Genomic DNA, 17412 nt, shown 5'->3' with positions numbered 1-17412 from the left:
TTAGTATTCCTCATCCTAGGTATGCTTTTTGTCATGCGGTCCTTTCTCCTCCCCCAGATCCAGGAGATGGGTTCAGGCGAAGAGTCTTCCTTAGTCATTTTTCTCCGCTATTTCCTAGAGAACCTACCTCTCATCCTGGTCTACAGCAGCCTTATCACCGGCCTCGTCGGCTTAGTTACTTATTATTTTCTAAAAAAATTAACAGCGCTCAAACGCGCTCAAATTTATGTTGCCCTGCCCTTTATCGGTCATTACTTCCGTCTCTATTATACCTATTTTTTTGCTTATGAATTTAGCCAGCTATTTGCTCTGGGCTTTCCCATCCAGGAGATTATCCAGAGTTTTCAAGAGCAGAATGAATCGGATTTCTTAAACAGTTTTGGTTATTTTATGGCCAAGCGTTTGGAAGAAGGTCGGGCGACCGATGATATTTTAAGTCAAGCAGGTATCTTCACCCAAGAATTCCCTGCCATAGTCCTTCAAGGCGAGTACCTGAATCAATTAGCAGTCAAAATGCGCCTCTATAGCCAGCGCTGCCTTAAGGACTTTTTTACAAAGAGCCAGCAGGCCATCCAGATTGCTAAAAATGCCCTCTTTATCTTTGTCGCCCTCCTCATCCTGCTCGTTTATCTCAGTCTAATGTTACCCATGCTCAATTTACTAGGAGGTTTAAACGCATGAGACACACCATTAAAAAGTATCTAAAAAAACTCAAAAGCAGTGACCGACGAGGCTTCACGCTTTTAGAAATGATCATTGTTCTCTTCGTTATCGCTGTTCTTTTACTACTGGTTATTCCAAATATTGCCCAACAAAGAGATAATATCCGCTCGCAGGGAGATGAAGCCCTACTGACCACCTATGAAACCCAAGCCTCCCTCTTTCTTACCAATGAAGGGCGAGAAGCTAATAGCATCCAAGAACTAGTAGAAACTGGCTACCTCAGCCAAGACCAGGCTGACCGTCTCAATGAAATCCAGCGCTAGGCCAGGCTTCACCCTATTAGAAATGGCCCTGACCCTGCTAGTGGTTGCCGCCATTAGCCTGGCAACTTGGAAGGGCTTTCGCTTGATTAGTTTAGAATTCCATGCCAGAAATCAAATCCAAAGCGTGATGGCTTATTACGACCGCTGCTATAAGCGGGCCTATCTAAATGGTGAGCGCTTTTTTATGGTTGCTATAAGCCAGCAGGTTAACTTCTACCAGGATTCGACCCAAAGCCAGCCGATTAAAAGTTTTCAACTGGACGATGGGCTTAAGTTAAACCGGCCAAGCTACCTTATCCTTAATGGTTACCAGACACAACTTCCTCCAAGCAGTCTCTACTTCAAACATCCTGAAGGACATATCCGCGTCACAATTCAGATGGGAGGTAGTCAGTATGTTATTCGAGAATATGACTAGGAAGCGCGGCTACTTGCTGGTAGAAGCAGCGGCCTCCCTCTTCCTACTCAGTCTTTTGATCCATTACTTAGTCACCGCTACGCAGCTTCAAATCGACCAGCTTAACGCTGCCCAAGCCAGGCTAGACCAGGCAGAGCTGCATTTCCAGTCCCTCCAAAGCTTGAGTCAAGATCCGACCTGGCTCAAGCAATTAAAAACAGAGGGCTACAAGTTAGGAGAGGAGTTTGGGGATGAAGAAACCATCTATATCCAACTATTGGCCGAAGAAACTTTCTAGATCGGACCAAGCCTTCACCCTCTTAGAAGCATGCTTGAGTCTCTTTTGTTTTTCCCTCCTGCTCCATGGCTTTTCAACTATTATAAATCATGAATTCACCTATTTTAAGACCCTTCAAGCAAGCTATGCAGACGACTGGGCTTTCTTCCTCATTAAACTACAGAGGCAAAGCTATCGAGGAGAGCTCGTGTCCTGTCAGCCCCGAGCCTTTGTCTTCCGCTTAGCAGACGGGCGCGATTACCGCTATGAATATTACCAAAATGCAGAAAGCCAAATGATTCGCTTGCGGATCGACCGCCAAGGCCACCAACCCCAGCTAATGGAGGTCGAAGACTTTAGCTGTCAACAGATTGGACCTCAAAGTATTCACATTAAGCTGAGCTTTAAAAATGGTAAAACTTACCAAAGTCGCTTGTTCTTTAAGGGAGGTGACCGCAATGAAACAAACCTCCCCTAAGCGAGCTTCGATCTTTTTGACCAGTCTCTCTTGTTTTTTTACCATCCTCTTGCTTTACCAATTGAATCTTCAACTTTACCAAGCCCAAGTAGAGAATGTAATTACTATGGAGGGAGCTTTAAAGGCTGAAAGTCTAGCCCTACTTGCCCTGGCTTTAGAGGACGAAACTAGGACTGAACAACGCGATCAAAGTCAATCAGTTAGCAAAAGTTTAGAAGAAGAGCTTTCCAAAGAGAAAGAATTAAGTCAAAATTTAAAAAAGCTGGAAAAAAAGCAGAAAGAAAAAGAGGCTAAATTTAAGCATGGCCTGCGAGAAAAAGAAGCAACTATTGAGGGCTTGCTTGAAGAATTGCACGAATTGGAGATGAAATTTGCTAATTTCGACGCGATAGCCTATGATAGAGACATAGTTGACGAGGAGGACAGCTCTTCTCCTGTAGCCCATGCAGAAGCATCAGAGTGGCTAGCCAACTATGAAGACTTAGCCCAGCAAATTGAACATGAGCAAATGGAAGTCCAGGCTCTAAAAGAGCACTGGGACCAGGAACGCTTGGTCAGTCAAAAAGAAAGTTATCGGCTCAAAAAGGAGCTAAAAGAAGCTCAGTCAGCTAAGGCAGATAAAAGACAAGAGCTCAATCACTTAAATGAGCAAAGTAAAGCGCCTAAATATTATCGATTTAACTTAGGTGAGGTAAAACTCAAACTAGAAGAAGACATCTGGTATTGCCAAGTCATTCTCGATAACAATGGTGAGAGCTATCAATTCACCTACTGACTGCCTTTGATATCACAGCTATCCTGGCCATAGGATTCTAGTGAACCAAGACATGAGCAAAGAAAGTGCATTATTCCTGACTTTTGCAAGGGATTCTTGAAAACGTTCGATATTAAAAAGGCTGGAGCTTTTTTGTTCCGGCCTCTTTTTTATACCGACAATCAGTTCGTGCAAAAATCCAGGCCCTAGGAGATTTATTGATTCCTTTTGCATCTTTGTGACCTTTTTACACAGCTATCATATCTTGAATTACCTATAATATACTCATGTTCTGAAAAGAATATTAATTTCAAATAGAAAGGGAGGCGAAAGCAAGTGAATCAGGTCATTGAACGACTTGTCGCGATTGAAAAAAAGGCTGAGAACAGTGAAGCTAAGGTACAGGAAGAAAAATTCCAATTGCGTCAATCTTATGATGAACGCAAAGCCAAGTACCGGGAAGAAAAAGCCCAAGCTTACCAAGCAGAACTCGATCATTACCGGCAAAAATTCTTAAAACGTCGGGATGAGGAAAAGGCCAGCTTGACCCAGCATTTCAACCAGCAAGTCGATACCATAAAGAACTTGGTTGAACAAAAGCAATCGACATATGTTAATGATTTCATGGAAAAAGTGAAAAAATTAGGGGTGAAGCCGTAATGAATGATTACACTGCTATTGAAAGCAAAATTCGTGCCATGCGTGCCAAACTCTTGAGTCCTAGCTTTATCCAGGAAGACTTGACAGCCAATACCATCGATGAATTTTATCGCTTTCTTTCTAGCCAAAGTAATTACCGGCAAGTGATGCCGGAACAATTGCCAAGACAAATCCCTCGTGATGAGCTCGAAGCCGTTATTATGCATGGTGTCCAGCTTGATTTCATCAAACTTTACCGTTTCGCAAGTATCAAGCAAAGACAAGCCCTGCAACTCTTTGGGGTACGCTATGAAGTTTCCTTTATTAAAGAAGTCATGCACCAAATGGATAACCTGCACCAGCTAAATTTAAGCCTTAATCCCTTTACGGACTACCTGGATAAAAACCGCCGCTTTCATACGGCGGAATTGCTGGTTGCTCACTCTATCCATGATGTCATCCATAGCTTTAGGGATACTATCTATGCGCCATTTTTTGAAAATTTTGCGCTCAATAACCAGGTGGATTCCTACAATCATTATGAATTAGAGTCGGCCCTCGACCAATATATCGCCTTATATGTCGACCGCAAGGCACGCCGGGTGTTAAAAGCAAAGGAATTAACTTACTTTAAAAAACTGAATGGAACGAGCTACGATTTGATGAATATTTGTATCGTTTACCGTTTAAAATTTCTTTTTCACTATGATGAAACAGAAATCCGTCCAGCTCTTTTTAAGACCTACCACCGCTTGACAGACCCCGTTCTTGACCAATTACTCCTGACTAATGATGTATCAAGCTTCCAAGCCATCGTTGATGACTTAGGCTACGGTCAAACTCTAGACTTTACGCAAGCATATTTCCCACTGCTAGCCCAACATAAACTTGTGGACCAATTATTTCAGCGTTATGTCCGGGCCCTGCCCCACTCCATGCTCACTATCTTCGAATATTTAGAAGATAAGGAGACAGAAGCTCGCCTACTCATTCAAGAGCTTGAAAAAATCAGCTATGCTCATCTAACTGCATAAGAAAGGAGTCTGAATAGATGATCACACAGATGAATCTAGTGAACATCACTGGCCCACGCGATGACATTGACCGCATGGCTGACCAGTATCTCAGTCACTATGATGTCCATTTAGTGAATGCCTTAAAAGAATTATCCGAAATTAAAACCCTAAAATCTTATACTTCCCCTAATCCTTACCAACCTTGGGAAGACCGGGTGGATAAACTTTTAGCTAATGCCAACTATAAGGAAGAAACCTACCGCGATATGCGCGACGACCAACTGACCTTCGAGGGCGTCAAGGACCTCATCGAGCAAACCGAGGAACAATTATCAGGTGAACGTCAAGAGCTTGCTAGCTATGAGGCTTCCTACCAAGAATTAAAGGACCACTATGATGCCTTTAAACCCTTTACCGGTATTGATTACCCACTCGAAGACATCCTGGCTATGACCCATTTAAAATTCCGCTTTGGTCGTTTTACCAAAGAAAATTTCTACAAATTCAAAAAATATATTGATGCCATGGTCCCCTCCATCTTCGTTGAATCGAAAGAATTAGCGGACTATGTCTATGGCGTATACTTCACGACCACAGAAGCCCGGCAGCGGGTAGACGCCCTCTACTATTCCCTAGCTTGGGAACGAATCCGCCTACCGGAAGGCAGCGGGACCATCCAAGAGATTGTGGATGACCTTGGCCAAGAGCTCGGTATCCTGGAACAAAAAATTAACCAATCCAAACGCCGGCTCCATGACCTCACTAAGCCTTATATCAATGGCCTAATCAAGGCCAAACACCGGCTGCGGGACTTCTCCCAAGCTTACGGCGTCAGAAAATACGCCGCGATTACGCGAGAAGAATTTGCCCAAAAAGAAACCCGCTACTTGCTGATTGGTTGGATGCCTAGTGACCAAACAAAGAGCTTGGAGGATGCTGTAGCGCATGATGACCAAGTCACCATGTACATTGAAGACGAGAAAGACTCCTCTTCCAGCATGACCCCTCCAACTAAAATGAAAAACAATTTTTTCGTAAGACCCTTTGAATTGATCACGCGCATGTACGGTGTCCCTAACTATCACGAGATGGATCCAACGGGGTTAGTCGCAATTACCTATTCGCTACTATTTGGGGCAATGTTTGGGGATGTTGGACACGGCATTCTTCTAATGTTGCTCGGTTTCATCGGTTTCTTACAGCCCAAACTTGCTTTGGCTAAGATGTTTATCCCCATCGGCTTATCGTCGATGATCTTCGGTTTTCTTTATGGGACTATCTTCGGCTTTGAAGATGTCCTAGAAGCTATCTGGCTGCGTCCCATGGGAGCCATGACCCAGGTTCCTTTCTTTGGGCAATTGAATACCGTCTTCATCGTATCGGTGGCCTTCGGGATGTTCCTGATTTTAATGACCATGCTCTTAAACATCCAAAAACGCCTTAAGAACGGCGAGAAGCTTGAAGCCATCCTCGACCGCAATGGAATAGCTGGTTTCATCTTCTACGGTATCCTGGTTTTCATGCTTGTGATGTATATGAGCGGTCATGCTATCCCAGCCCTAGGCCTGCTCTTACTTATCTTAGCCCTAAGCTTTATCACCATTGCCTTCAATGAACAAATTAAAAACTTTATCTTGAAGCAAAAAAACCAGGGCCAAGATGGACTAGTCATTACCCTACTTTCAATTTTCTTTGAAAGTTTCGAAACCCTCTTAACCTACTTCTCAAACACCATTTCCTTCGTCCGGGTCGGTGCTTTTGCACTAAGCCACGGTGCGATGATGGGAGTTGTCCTCATGTTTGCGAATGCAGAAGCAGGTTTAGACCATGTCAACTGGCTCGTCTTCATTCTCGGCAACCTATTTGTGGTTGGTTTTGAAGGGCTTGTTGTCTTCATCCAAGTGCTCCGGCTAGAATTCTATGAAATCTTTAGCCATTTCTATGAAGGCAACGGCATTGAATTTAGAAGTATTTGGAACAATATAGAATAAAAAAAGGAGTTTTATAAATGACGATTGAAATGATGATTAAAGTAACCCTCACTGCTACTTTTGTACTAGCTTTTGTCCTTCCTTTTGCTTACTATTTCTCTGGTAAAGCCTCCCGTAATCGGTATAAGAAGACCCTGGCAGGCAATATTTTAACCCTAGTCTCTGGTGTTGCTATTGCTTTGATCTTAGCCTACCACCCCGAAAGTGTCCAAGCGGCAGAAACAGCTGCAGCTAGCGATGGTTTAGCAACTGGTCTAGGCTACTTAGCAGCTGCCCTATCAACTGGATTATCATGTGTCGGCGGCGGGATTGCCGTAGCGAGTGCAGCCAGTGCAGCCCTTGGTGCTATTAGTGAAGACGATTCAATTTTTGGTCGTTCCCTAATCTTTGTCGGCTTGGCCGAAGGTGTGGCTCTTTATGGTTTGATTATTTCCTTTATGATTTTAGGTCAACTCTAGGAGGGAGATCTACCCTGTGAAACAGTACGTCATTAGTGATAACCTAGATAGCTTAACGGGTATGCGTTTGGCGGGAATTGATGGGGTGCTTGTTCAAGAAGCAAAAGACTTTCGGCCCAACTTTGACGCAGTCATCAAGGATAAAGACTACGGCATTGTGATGATTTCCCCTGCCTTAATAGAAGCCAATCAAGAAATCATTGACGAGGTTCGCTTTAACCAAGCCACCCCTTTGATTGTCGAATTACAAGGTCCCAAAGATTTCCAAACAGCTGAAAATCAAATTGCCAAGACCATCCGTCAAGCAATTGGTATATCAATCTAGTAAGGAGTGTCCCCTTTGGAATTAAATGAAAAAATCGACTATTTCAACCAAGAAGTTAAGCTCCAAGTCAAAGAGCATGTGGATGAACAAGTCGACCAATATCGCCAAAACTTAGAGGCTGATTTCAATGAGTTCATCCAAAAGACTGACCAAGACTTTGATGAACAATTGCAAGCCAATAAGCAAGCTGTCCATAAAGAATACAACAAAGAAATTTCCGAACTACAAATCAAGCAACAAAGAGAACTCTATTTGAGCGAGAACAAAGTAAAAGAAGCCCTCTTTAAAGAATTTGAAGCAGCCATTCAAAATTATAAGGAAAGTCCAGCCTATCTCGACCAGCTTAAAGAAGTCGTCAAGAATATCCTGGCCTTTGCCCAAGGCGAGAAATGCGATATCTATCTCGACCAATCCGACGCCAGCCTACAAGCTGAACTAAAAGAAGCGGTCCAACACGACATTACCCTATCAGACCGGGACTTCACCGGAGGCATTCGGGGGGTCATGCGGGAACGGAATATTCTCCTCGACTACTCTTTCTCGACTTTGCTTAACTTAGAAGATGAGAACTTTACAATTAAAGAGGTGATTAATTAATGGCTAGCGTGATTTATGCAATCAATGGTCCAATTGTCCGGGTCAAAGGAAAAACCAATTTTTCCATGCAAGAAATGGTTTATGTCGGTGAACAAGGCTTAATTGGTGAAGTGATCCGGATCGACCAAGCCTACACCACTATCCAAGTTTATGAAGAAACCGAGGGACTGAAACCAGGTGAAGTCATCCATGGAACAGGCATGCCAATCAAAGTGTCCCTCGGTCCAGGTATGCTCGGCAACATTTATGATGGGATCCAACGTCCGCTTAAAGAAATTGAAAAGCAGACAGGTTTCTACATTAAACGTGGGGTCCAAGTCGATGCCTTAGACCAAGATAAAGAATGGGAGGTTAGCCCCCTCGTTAAAGTGGGTGACCAAGTAAGCGGCGGAGATATCATTGCTGAAATTCCAGAAAGTCGGTCTCTAGTCCACAAAGTCATGGTCCCCTCTGGTATGATTGGTGAAGTAACTGAAGTCGTCCCAAGTGGTAGCTACCGAGTTAGCGATACCTTGGTCAAGCTGCAGACTTTCGATGGTTCTATCCAAGAAATTAAGGCCTTCCAAGAATGGCCCATCCGCCAAGCTCGGCCTGTCGCCAACCGGCTAAAAAGTTCTAAACCTCTCCTCACCGGCCAGCGTATTATAGATAGTGTCTTCCCAATTGCTAAAGGTGGGACGGCTGCTATTCCAGGCGGTTTCGGAACAGGTAAAACCACTATGCAGCACCAGATCGCTAAATTTGCGGATGCCGATGTGATTGTCTACATTGGTTGTGGCGAACGGGGTAATGAAATGACAGAAGTACTCGAAGACTTCAGTAAGTTGATCGACCCACGAACTAATGCTCCTTTGATGGAAAGAACCGTTCTGATTGCTAATACCTCGAACATGCCGGTAGCCGCTCGGGAAGCCTCTATCTACACGGGCTTAACCATTGCCGAATACTACCGGGATATGGGCTATGATGTAGCGATTATGGCCGATTCCACCTCACGCTGGGCGGAAGCCTTGCGGGAACTCTCAGGTCGTCTGGAAGAAATGCCAGCCGAAGAAGGTTTCCCTGCTTATTTAGCCAGTCGGATTGCCACCTTCTATGAAAGAGCCGGTGATATGGAAACCTTGAACAACCAAAACGGTTCCGTCTCCATCATCGGTGCTGTTTCACCTCAAGGGGGCGACTTCTCTGAACCTGTGACCCAGAACACCAAGCGCTTTGTCCGTTGTTTCTGGGGGCTCGATTCTAACCTCGCCCACTCCCGCCACTATCCCGCCATTAATTGGATGAATTCCTACAGTCAGTATGTAGATGAATTGTCCGGTTGGTATAATAAAAATGTCAGTGAAGACTTTATCAAAAACCGGGCTGAAATGATGGCCCTCTTGCACGAGGAAGACCAACTCAACGAAATCGTGAAGTTAATTGGTTCAGATATCTTACCGGACCACCAAAAACTTGTCCTACAAACTGCTAAGGTTATTCGCTTAGCTTTTCTCCAACAGTCTTCCTTCCATGAGATTGACGGGGATGTGCCTATTCAAAAACAAGCTAAGATGCTGGACGTCATCCTCTACCTCCACCACCGATCCAAACAACTGATCCAATGGGGGATGCCGATGTCCTATCTCCAACAGTCACCCATCTTTAATGAAGTCATCAATATGAAATTTAATGTAGCTAATGATAACTTGGATGCCTTTGATCATTACTATCAAAGCATCGACCAATTCTATGACCAAGCTATCGAACAAAACGGATAAGGGGGAATATAAATGCCAATAGAATATCTCGGTTTAGCGTCCATTGACGGTCCTCTTGTTGTCGTCGATGGCGTACGCGGTGCCGCTTATGGTGACATTGTGAACTTTCGCGTCAACCGCAGTGAATTAAAAAAAGGCCAAGTCATCGCTATTGAAGGCGAACGTGCTATGGTTCAAGTTTTTGATGCTACCACCTCCATGTCCTTAGACAACACGCACTCTAGTTTTAGCGGACATGGGATGGAGATTGAACTTGCACCAGAAATCCTAGGACGGGTCTTCAATGGGGTTGGGGAAGCAATCGATGGCCTTGGAGCTATCCACTCCAATATCTCTCGTGAAGTCAATGGAGCGCCCTTAAACCCTGTCTCACGGATCTATCCCCGGAACTATATTGAGACGGGCTTTTCCGCAATCGATACCCTGATGACACTCATCCGGGGACAAAAGTTACCTATCTTTTCAGGCGACGGGATGCCCCACAATGAGTTAGCTGCCCAAATTGTAAAACAAGCCAAACTTGGGGATAACAGTGATGAAGAATTTGCTATTGTCTTTGCAGCCATGGGCGTTAAGCATGATATTGCCGACTTCTTCCAAAGATCCTTCGAGGAAAGTGGCGCTCTCGACCATGTGACCATGTTTGTCAATACCGCAGACGATCCGGCCATGGAACGTCTGATCACACCACGGGTTGCCCTAACCACAGCGGAATACTTAGCTTACGACTTAGGCAAACAAGTCCTAGTCATCCTAACCGACATGACCTCCTTCTGTGAGGCTTTACGTGAGGTTTCTTCTGCCAAGCAAGAAATCCCATCACGTAAGGGCTATCCAGGCTATCTCTATTCTGAACTTGCAACCATTTATGAGCGGGCCGGCATCGTCCAAGGTCGCAAGGGGTCAGTAACCCAAATCCCTATTCTAACTATGCCCAATGACGATATCACCCACCCTATCCCTGACTTAACCGGCTATATTACGGAAGGACAAATCGTTCTGGACCGTGACCTCTACGGTAAGAATATTTTCCCTCCAATCGGTGTACTCCCCTCCCTATCGCGTTTGATGAAAGACGGAATCGGTGAAGGCTATACCCGGGAAGACCATGAAGATGTGGCCAACCAACTCTTCGCCGCTTATTCAGGCGCCGCGGAAGCGAGAAGCCTAGCCTCCGTTATTGGGGAAGAAGAACTATCCGATATTGACAAAAAATATCTGGAATTTGGTGAAAAATTCGAAGAAGAATTTGTTGGTCAAGCTGCTGATGAGACCCGGACGATCCAAGAGAGTTTAGACCTAGCTTGGGAACTCCTGCGGGCCTTCCCACGTGAAGAATTGAACCGAATGGATACTAAGATTCTAGACCGCTACTATGACTCCAGTGATCATGAGCCAGAAAGTGAAGAAAATGGTGAGGCCTAATGGATATTAATGCTGCCCCTACTCGGGGTAACTTGATGCAGGTTGAAAAATCGCTCAAACTCTCCCGCAACGGTTATAATCTGATGGACCGCAAGCGGATGATTCTCATGAACGAAATCATGACCTTATCTAAAGAAGCCAGTCAAATCCAAGAAAAATTAAAGGCCGCTTACGGCGAAGCCTACAAACAATTGAGTATTGCTACCGGTGAGATTGGCATGGTTAATGTCGAACAAGCCGCTTATGGTGTTCCTATTTCCGACGCCCTGGACATCAAGATCCGTAGCGTTATGGGGACAGAAATCCCTGAAACGCGGCTGCCTAAAGAAAAACTTGAACCTAATTATTCACTCTTTGATACAAGCATTGCTGTTGACCAAGCCCGCATTGCCTTTGAAAAGGTCAAAGAGCTCCAAGTTAAACTAGCTGAGATTGAAAACTCAGCCTATCGTTTAGCGAATAACATTCAAAAGACGCAAAAGCGGGTCAATGCCCTGCAAAATATTACCATTCCACAGCTAGAAGATGCCCAAGTTGCCATCTCCTCAGCTCTGGAAGAAAAAGAAAGGGAAGAATTTACCCGCTTGAAGGTGGTCAAAGCGATCCTAGCCAATAAGGCAGAAGAGGCCTAAACATTGACCCCAGCCTAAAATACCAAAAAGAGTGTGACAAAAGTCGATCAGGCCTGAACCACTGGAACGAACTATGGGAAATCGTTGGTAAACGATTGGACATAGTTCGTGAAGTGGATGTCATGCCTGACTTTTGGAACACGTTTTTGAAAAATGTTCGCTTTTTAAAAAGAGGCCGGAACTTTTGTCCCAGCCTCTTTTTTCTTTCGTATGTAACTTATTTGGTCATAAATTTTTGTGACCGTTGATAAGCGCCTACCCAAAGAACAGCCATCAAGATCGACAAGATGGCTAAAGTAAGCCATGAATAGTTGTAAGAACCGCTGACATCAGCGATTGTTGCTGCTAAGAGTGAGCCTGAAGTCATCCCGAGCATCAAGGCACTCTGCATGTAACCATAAGCCTTAGGATAGTCTTCAGAGCTAAAGATAGCTGAAGCCATCAGTGGCGGTAAGACCGTACCGATCGCATTCCCTAAGCCGAATAATACAGACATGATGAGAACAAAGCTGTAATTAGCCCCTAACATCATCAGGAGATAGGCCAAGGTGCAAAGAGCAGACGCATAAATCGTCGCTAGCCGTACACCAAACTTGTCGTTAACTACACCAAGGATCAGTTTGCCTAGGATACCAACACCAGAGTAGATGGAAACCATGAGAGCCATCTTTTCAGCACCGTGTAAATTTTGAACGGCCGGTGGGAATTGTCCTAAGCCCCCATTATTCGAAATACCAATAAAGGCTGTCCCAATCAGAAGCATGATAAAGAATGGTTTCTTAACAACTTCTGTCATCGGTAAATTAACCCCAGCTTGGCTGGTCGTATCTTCAGAATTTTGATCAACTTGCCCAGCTCCTAAAGCATGAAGGCCCTTGTCTTCAGGTTTCTCAACAAAGAGGAAGAGAACAATAGGCAAGCAGACAAGCAGCATGATAATAGCATAAGTCAAGTAGGACATCCGCCAACCCACTTCCTGGATCAAGAAAGTGAGTAATTGACTAAAGATAATACCACCAACACCTAAGCCAGCGAAGGATAGACTTAAGGCAGTCCCTTTTGATTTGACGAACCAATTATTAACCAGCATGGATACTGGAATAATCGTCGTGGCTGTGTACCCAAAACCAACAAAAATAGATAAGAAATAAAAAACATAAATATTTGGTGCAAAGCCATACAAACCATAAGCAATGGCATAAACGAGAATACCAATCAAATAAAAACGTTTAAAATTACCACGCTTAGCAAACATTTGAGAGACAAAGGGTGATACAAAGATCCCCATGCCTAAAACAATTGAATTCACAATTGCAAAAGCACTATTAGCAATACCAAACTCCTCAACCACATGTGGTTGGAAAAGATTAGCAACTGCGACAGAGGCTGGTCCCATACAGGCTAGGATTAAGATGGCCCCGAGGACAATCCACCAACCATAAAATAATTTACCTTTTTCCATTAAATTCCTCCCATTTCAAATTCATTACTTATTAACTATAGCAGATATTTATCAATTTGTTTGATTTTTTCAGGAAAATCTTTGATTTTAACTAATATTCTTATCATTTCAAAGCAAAAGTGTGCAAAAAGGAGCATATTAAAAGATAAAAACACCCCCAAACAAGCCTCAAGAGACTTGTTTGGGGATGTTGAGATGCTTTGACCAGGATGCTGGCCAAGCCTATTACATGGACCGGTAACCTTGGTAGTCATCGACTTTCAGGATACGTTTAGCGTTGGCTACGCGGTCTTCTGTTGGTGGCTCCACACCTTCAAGTTTATATGGAATGCCAAGTTCATGGTACTTATAAACTCCCATGGTGTGGTAAGGAAGGATTTCAACCTTTTTAACGATATCACCTAGACTCTGGATAAAGTCAGAGAGCCCCTGTAGGTCTTCGTCAAAGTCCGTCCGCGTTGGTACGAGGACATGGCGAATCCAGATAGGCTGACCTTTTTCCTGCAAGAAGCGGAAGAGGTCTAAGATATTCTCATTAGGTGCTGTCGTTAGCTTGAGGTGACGTTCAGGATTAATTTGTTTCACGTCCATCAAGATCAGGTCTGTATATTCCAAAAGTTCTTCAAACTTAGCCAACCACTCTGGCTCGCGGGTGAAAGGCCCCCCGCAAGAATCCAGAGTTGTATGAACACCATGCTTTTTGCACAATTTGAAGTATTCAATTAAGAAATCAATCTGTAATAATGGTTCTCCCCCAGAAACGGTTACGCCACCCTTTTTCCCCCAATATGGCTGATATTTGACAGCTTCTCGGAAGAGCTCTTCGGCCGTATAAGGCGTTCCCGCATTAATCTTCCAAGTATCTGGGTTATGACAGAATTGACATCTTAAGCGACAGCCCTGCATGAAGGAAACAAAGCGAATCCCAGGACCATCTACAGAACCAAAACTTTCAAGAGAGTGGACATAGCCAATTGTTTCTGTCATCATGATTCCTCATTTCATTACTTAAGTCGTCGAGCTTACATCCCTTCGTGCATGGTACGGTTAATAACTTCTAATTGTTGTTCGCGAGTCAATTTAACGAAGTTCACCGCATAACCAGATACACGGATGGTTAATTGTGGGTATTCTTCTGGGTGATCCATCGCGTCAAGCAAGGTATCACGGTCGAAGACGTTAATGTTTAAGTGGTGGCCACCTTGTTTAGAGTAACCGTCTAACATTGACACTAAGTTATCAATCTTAGTTTCTTCATCACGACCTAAAGCCTTAGGTACGATTGAGAAGGTGTTAGAAATACCGTCCATTGAGTAGGTGTATGGTAATTTAGCCACTGATGAAAGACTTGCTAAGGCACCGTGTGAGTCACGTCCGTGCATTGGGTTAGCCCCTGGTGCAAAGGCCACGCCGGCTTCACGGCCATCAGGAGTTGACCCTGTATTCTTACCATAAACGACGTTAGAAGTGATGGTTAAGATAGAAGTTGTATGGACAGAACCACGGTAAGTAGGTGTCTTACGGATCTTAGTCATGAATTTCTTCAAGAGTTTAACCGCAATTTCATCAACACGGTCATCATTGTTACCATATTTTGGATAGTCGCCTTCGATTTCGAAGTCAACAGCTACCCCATTTTCATCACGGATTGGTTTAACTTTAGCATATTTAATTGCTGAGAGTGAGTCAACCGCTACGGAGAAGCCAGCAATACCTGTTGCCATGGTCCGTTTAACATGGGAGTCATGGAGGGCCATTTCCAGGCTTTCATAGGAGTACTTATCATGCATATAGTGGATCACATTTAATGTATTCACATAGAGTTTGCAGATCCAGTCCATCATGTCATCGAATTTGTCAATCACTTCATCATAGTCTAAGTATTCACTATCGATTGGTTGGTAACGAGGTCCAACTTGTACTTTAGAAATTTCGTCTACCCCACCGTTAATAGCGTAAAGTAAAGTCTTAGCTAAGTTAGCGCGGGCACCGAAGAACTGCATTTGTTTACCAATTTCCATAGCAGACACGCAGCAGGCAATCCCATAGTCATCACCGTATTGTGGGCGCATAACTTCGTCATTTTCATATTGGATAGAGCTGGTCTTAATTGAAATTTCCGCACAGAATTCCTTGAAGCCTTGTGGTAAGTCTTTAGACCAAAGAACAGTTAAGTTTGGTTCTGGAGCAGTACCCATGTTCTTCAGGGTTTGTAGGTAACGGAAGCTGTTCTTAGTTACTAAGGAGCGTCCATCTAAGCCCATACCTGCAATCGATTCAGTTACCCAAGTTGGGTCCCCAGAGAAGAGTTCATTGTATTCAGGGGTACGTGCAAATTTAACGATACGCAATTTCATGATTAAGTGGTCGATGAGTTCTTGCGCTTCAACTTCAGTTAAAGTTCCGTTTTCAAGGTCACGTTGGATATAGATATCCAAGAAGGTAGACGTACGTCCGAATGACATTGCAGCCCCATTTTGTTGCTTAACGGCAGCTAGATAAGCTAGGTATAACCATTGGATAGCTTCGTGAGCATTTTCTGCAGGACGGCTTAAGTCAAAGCCATATGTCTTACCAAGTTCTTTTAATTCAATTAAAGCACGGTATTGGTCAGATAACTCTTCACGGTGTTGGATAACGTCTTGTGACATATCCATGCCATGACCATCGTTGAATTCTTGTAATTTTTCATCCATTAAGAAGTCAATACCGTATAGGGCAACACGACGGTAGTCACCGATAATCCGACCACGACCATAAGCATCTGGTAAACCAGTGATGATCTTGTTGTGACGAGCTTTACGCATTTCAGGTGTGTAAGCATCGAATACCCCTTGGTTGTGGGTCTTACGCCAATCGCGGAAGATATGAGAAATTTCAGAGTCAACTTCATAGCCATAAGATTTAGCAGCTTGTTCACTCATCCGAATACCACCGAATGGTTGTAAGGAGCGTTTGAATGGTTCATCAGTTTGAACCCCAACGATTTTTTCTTTATCTTTATCGAGGTAACCTGCATCATGAGAGGTGATAGTTGATACAATCTTTGTATCCATATCAAGAACGCCACCATTTTCTCGTTCTTGTTTGGTTAAGTCCATCACTTGATCCCATAATTCAGTAGTATTTTCAGTTGGCCCTTCTAGGAATGAAGAGTCACCCGTATATTCTGTATAGTTATTTTGGATAAAATCGCGAACATTAACTTCTTCCTGCCATTTTTTACCAGTGAAGCCTTTCCATGCTTTAGTCGTATCCATTATAAATTCATCTCCTTTTGTAATTAATTTCACAATATAACAGATCTGTCTCTAATTATAACAGCTTACCAAACAGATTGCTACACTTTTCACGTGGAAAATTATTAAAATTTAATAATATTTTATGGAAGCGCTTTTAATTTAAGGATATTAGCAAAAGGATTTGCCCCTAATCTTCAAATAGCGTAAAATATAGGTTAGCAAAGCAAATTTGCTTTGGTGAATAATAATGCTTGTTCATTAATTATTTTTAGGAGGAATTTTATAATGAAATTAGTTTTCATCCGTCACGGCGAAAGTGAATTAAACTTAGCCAATGTTTTCACAGGTTGGTTAGACCCTCGCCTCTCAGAAAAAGGGGTTAAAGAAGCTCAAAAAGCTGGTCAAGACCTTAAAGAAGCTGGCATTGAATTCGACACGGTGCATACTTCCATGTTATCACGTGCCATCCAAACGACTTATAATGTCTTAGACCAAATGGACCGTCTCTACTTACCCGTCAACAAAAACTGGCGCTTAAACGAACGTCATTATGGAGGCCTACAAGGCTTAAATAAAGCTGAAACCGCTGAAAAATATGGGGATGAACAAGTCCACATCTGGCGTCGTTCTTTCGATGTTCGCCCACCATTAGCTGAAGAAGGCATCGATGATCCACGCTATGCTGACTTAGACCAAAACCGTCTGCTTGCTGGCGAATGCTTAAAAGATACCCTAGCGCGTACCCTACCTTACTGGGAAGACCACATTGCTCCTGAATTAAAACAAGGCAAAAATGTTTTAGTTGTGGCACACGGCAATAGCCTCCGTTCCATCACTAAATACCTAGAAAACATCTCTGACGAAGATATTCCTTCAGTAGAAATCGCAACTGGTGAACCTATCGTTTACGATTTAGACGAAGACCTTAATGTTGTTAACAAAACTATCTTAGAAAAATAATCAGTAAGCTTTT

19 protein-coding genes are annotated in these 17412 nt (G+C 43.5%); 16 read left to right on the top strand and 3 right to left on the bottom strand.

Features of this window, described 5'->3' with window-relative positions:
- Positions 1–33 precede the first annotated feature (33 nt).
- The 15 genes from HMPREF3090_RS09515 to HMPREF3090_RS02150 all read left to right on the top strand — a co-directional run bounded on the left by HMPREF3090_RS09515 (position 34) and on the right by HMPREF3090_RS02150 (position 11735).
- Positions 34–681: a type II secretion system F family protein gene (locus HMPREF3090_RS09515; protein WP_246818687.1), complete on the top strand. Its 648-nt coding sequence runs from the start codon at positions 34–36 to the stop codon at positions 679–681.
- Positions 678–986: a competence type IV pilus major pilin ComGC gene (gene comGC / locus HMPREF3090_RS02220; RefSeq protein ID WP_067975954.1), complete on the top strand. Its 309-nt coding sequence runs from the start codon at positions 678–680 to the stop codon at positions 984–986. Before HMPREF3090_RS09515 ends, comGC begins: the two co-directional genes overlap by 4 nt.
- Positions 970–1404, top strand: a complete 435-nt coding sequence (locus HMPREF3090_RS02215) for a prepilin-type N-terminal cleavage/methylation domain-containing protein (protein ID WP_067975950.1) — start codon at positions 970–972, stop codon at positions 1402–1404. Before comGC ends, HMPREF3090_RS02215 begins: the two co-directional genes overlap by 17 nt.
- On the top strand, positions 1382–1681 hold the full coding sequence (locus HMPREF3090_RS02210; protein ID WP_067975947.1) for a hypothetical protein: 300 nt from the start codon (positions 1382–1384) through the stop codon (positions 1679–1681). The genes HMPREF3090_RS02215 and HMPREF3090_RS02210 overlap by 23 nt, the downstream gene beginning before the upstream one ends.
- Positions 1635–2138 (top strand): competence type IV pilus minor pilin ComGF, encoded by a 504-nt coding sequence (gene comGF / locus HMPREF3090_RS02205; protein WP_083272350.1) that lies wholly within the window; start codon positions 1635–1637, stop codon positions 2136–2138. The genes HMPREF3090_RS02210 and comGF overlap by 47 nt, the downstream gene beginning before the upstream one ends.
- Complete coding sequence (locus HMPREF3090_RS02200) at positions 2119–2913, top strand: hypothetical protein (RefSeq protein WP_070485820.1); 795 nt, start codon at positions 2119–2121, stop codon at positions 2911–2913. Before comGF ends, HMPREF3090_RS02200 begins: the two co-directional genes overlap by 20 nt.
- Before the next feature lie 315 nt (positions 2914–3228).
- Entirely contained in the window at positions 3229–3552 is a 324-nt protein-coding gene (locus HMPREF3090_RS02190) for a hypothetical protein (RefSeq protein ID WP_067975933.1), read from the top strand.
- The gene (locus HMPREF3090_RS02185; RefSeq protein ID WP_067975929.1) at positions 3552–4565 is read left to right on the top strand and encodes a V-type ATPase subunit; all 1014 of its coding nucleotides are present in this window, start codon (positions 3552–3554) and stop codon (positions 4563–4565) included. Before HMPREF3090_RS02190 ends, HMPREF3090_RS02185 begins: the two co-directional genes overlap by 1 nt.
- Positions 4566–4594: 29 nt before the next feature.
- The gene (locus HMPREF3090_RS02180) at positions 4595–6538 is read left to right on the top strand and encodes a V-type ATP synthase subunit I (protein ID WP_246818686.1); all 1944 of its coding nucleotides are present in this window, start codon (positions 4595–4597) and stop codon (positions 6536–6538) included.
- A gap of 17 nt (positions 6539–6555) precedes the next feature.
- Complete coding sequence (locus HMPREF3090_RS02175; RefSeq protein ID WP_083272349.1) at positions 6556–6996, top strand: ATP synthase subunit C; 441 nt, start codon at positions 6556–6558, stop codon at positions 6994–6996.
- A gap of 16 nt (positions 6997–7012) precedes the next feature.
- Positions 7013–7321 (top strand): V-type ATP synthase subunit F, encoded by a 309-nt coding sequence (locus HMPREF3090_RS02170; protein WP_067975922.1) that lies wholly within the window; start codon positions 7013–7015, stop codon positions 7319–7321.
- A 15-nt stretch (positions 7322–7336) separates the two neighbouring features.
- Entirely contained in the window at positions 7337–7918 is a 582-nt protein-coding gene (locus HMPREF3090_RS02165) for a hypothetical protein (RefSeq protein ID WP_067975917.1), read from the top strand.
- Positions 7918–9678, top strand: coding sequence for a V-type ATP synthase subunit A (locus HMPREF3090_RS02160; RefSeq protein WP_067975912.1), 1761 nt, complete (start codon positions 7918–7920; stop codon positions 9676–9678). Before HMPREF3090_RS02165 ends, HMPREF3090_RS02160 begins: the two co-directional genes overlap by 1 nt.
- Positions 9679–9690: 12 nt before the next feature.
- Positions 9691–11103: a V-type ATP synthase subunit B gene (locus tag HMPREF3090_RS02155; protein WP_067975908.1), complete on the top strand. Its 1413-nt coding sequence runs from the start codon at positions 9691–9693 to the stop codon at positions 11101–11103.
- A complete protein-coding gene (locus HMPREF3090_RS02150; protein WP_067975904.1) occupies positions 11103–11735 on the top strand; it encodes a V-type ATP synthase subunit D in 633 nt (210 codons plus the stop codon). Before HMPREF3090_RS02155 ends, HMPREF3090_RS02150 begins: the two co-directional genes overlap by 1 nt.
- 217 nt (positions 11736–11952) lie before the next feature.
- Here HMPREF3090_RS02150 and HMPREF3090_RS02145 read toward each other — a convergent pair whose 3' ends face one another.
- The 3 genes from HMPREF3090_RS02145 to pflB all read right to left on the bottom strand — a co-directional run bounded on the left by HMPREF3090_RS02145 (position 11953) and on the right by pflB (position 16457).
- Positions 11953–13197 (bottom strand): MFS transporter, encoded by a 1245-nt coding sequence (locus HMPREF3090_RS02145; RefSeq protein WP_067975900.1) that lies wholly within the window; start codon positions 13195–13197, stop codon positions 11953–11955.
- Positions 13198–13422: 225 nt separating this feature from the next.
- Positions 13423–14187: a pyruvate formate-lyase-activating protein gene (gene pflA, locus HMPREF3090_RS02140; RefSeq protein WP_101603523.1), complete on the bottom strand. Its 765-nt coding sequence runs from the start codon at positions 14185–14187 to the stop codon at positions 13423–13425.
- Between the two features lie 32 nt (positions 14188–14219).
- Positions 14220–16457, bottom strand: a complete 2238-nt coding sequence (gene pflB, locus HMPREF3090_RS02135) for a formate C-acetyltransferase (RefSeq protein ID WP_070485816.1) — start codon at positions 16455–16457, stop codon at positions 14220–14222.
- Positions 16458–16721: 264 nt separating this feature from the next.
- On the opposite strand from pflB, the gene gpmA reads away from it, so the two are divergent.
- Positions 16722–17399 (top strand): 2,3-diphosphoglycerate-dependent phosphoglycerate mutase, encoded by a 678-nt coding sequence (gpmA, locus tag HMPREF3090_RS02130; RefSeq protein WP_067976620.1) that lies wholly within the window; start codon positions 16722–16724, stop codon positions 17397–17399.
- Positions 17400–17412 lie beyond the last annotated feature (13 nt).

Source organism: Aerococcus sp. HMSC23C02, from assembly GCF_001806805.1.
Taxonomy (GTDB): domain Bacteria; phylum Bacillota; class Bacilli; order Lactobacillales; family Aerococcaceae; genus Aerococcus; species Aerococcus sanguinicola.
This window is presented reverse-complemented; position numbering and strand designations above follow the sequence as displayed.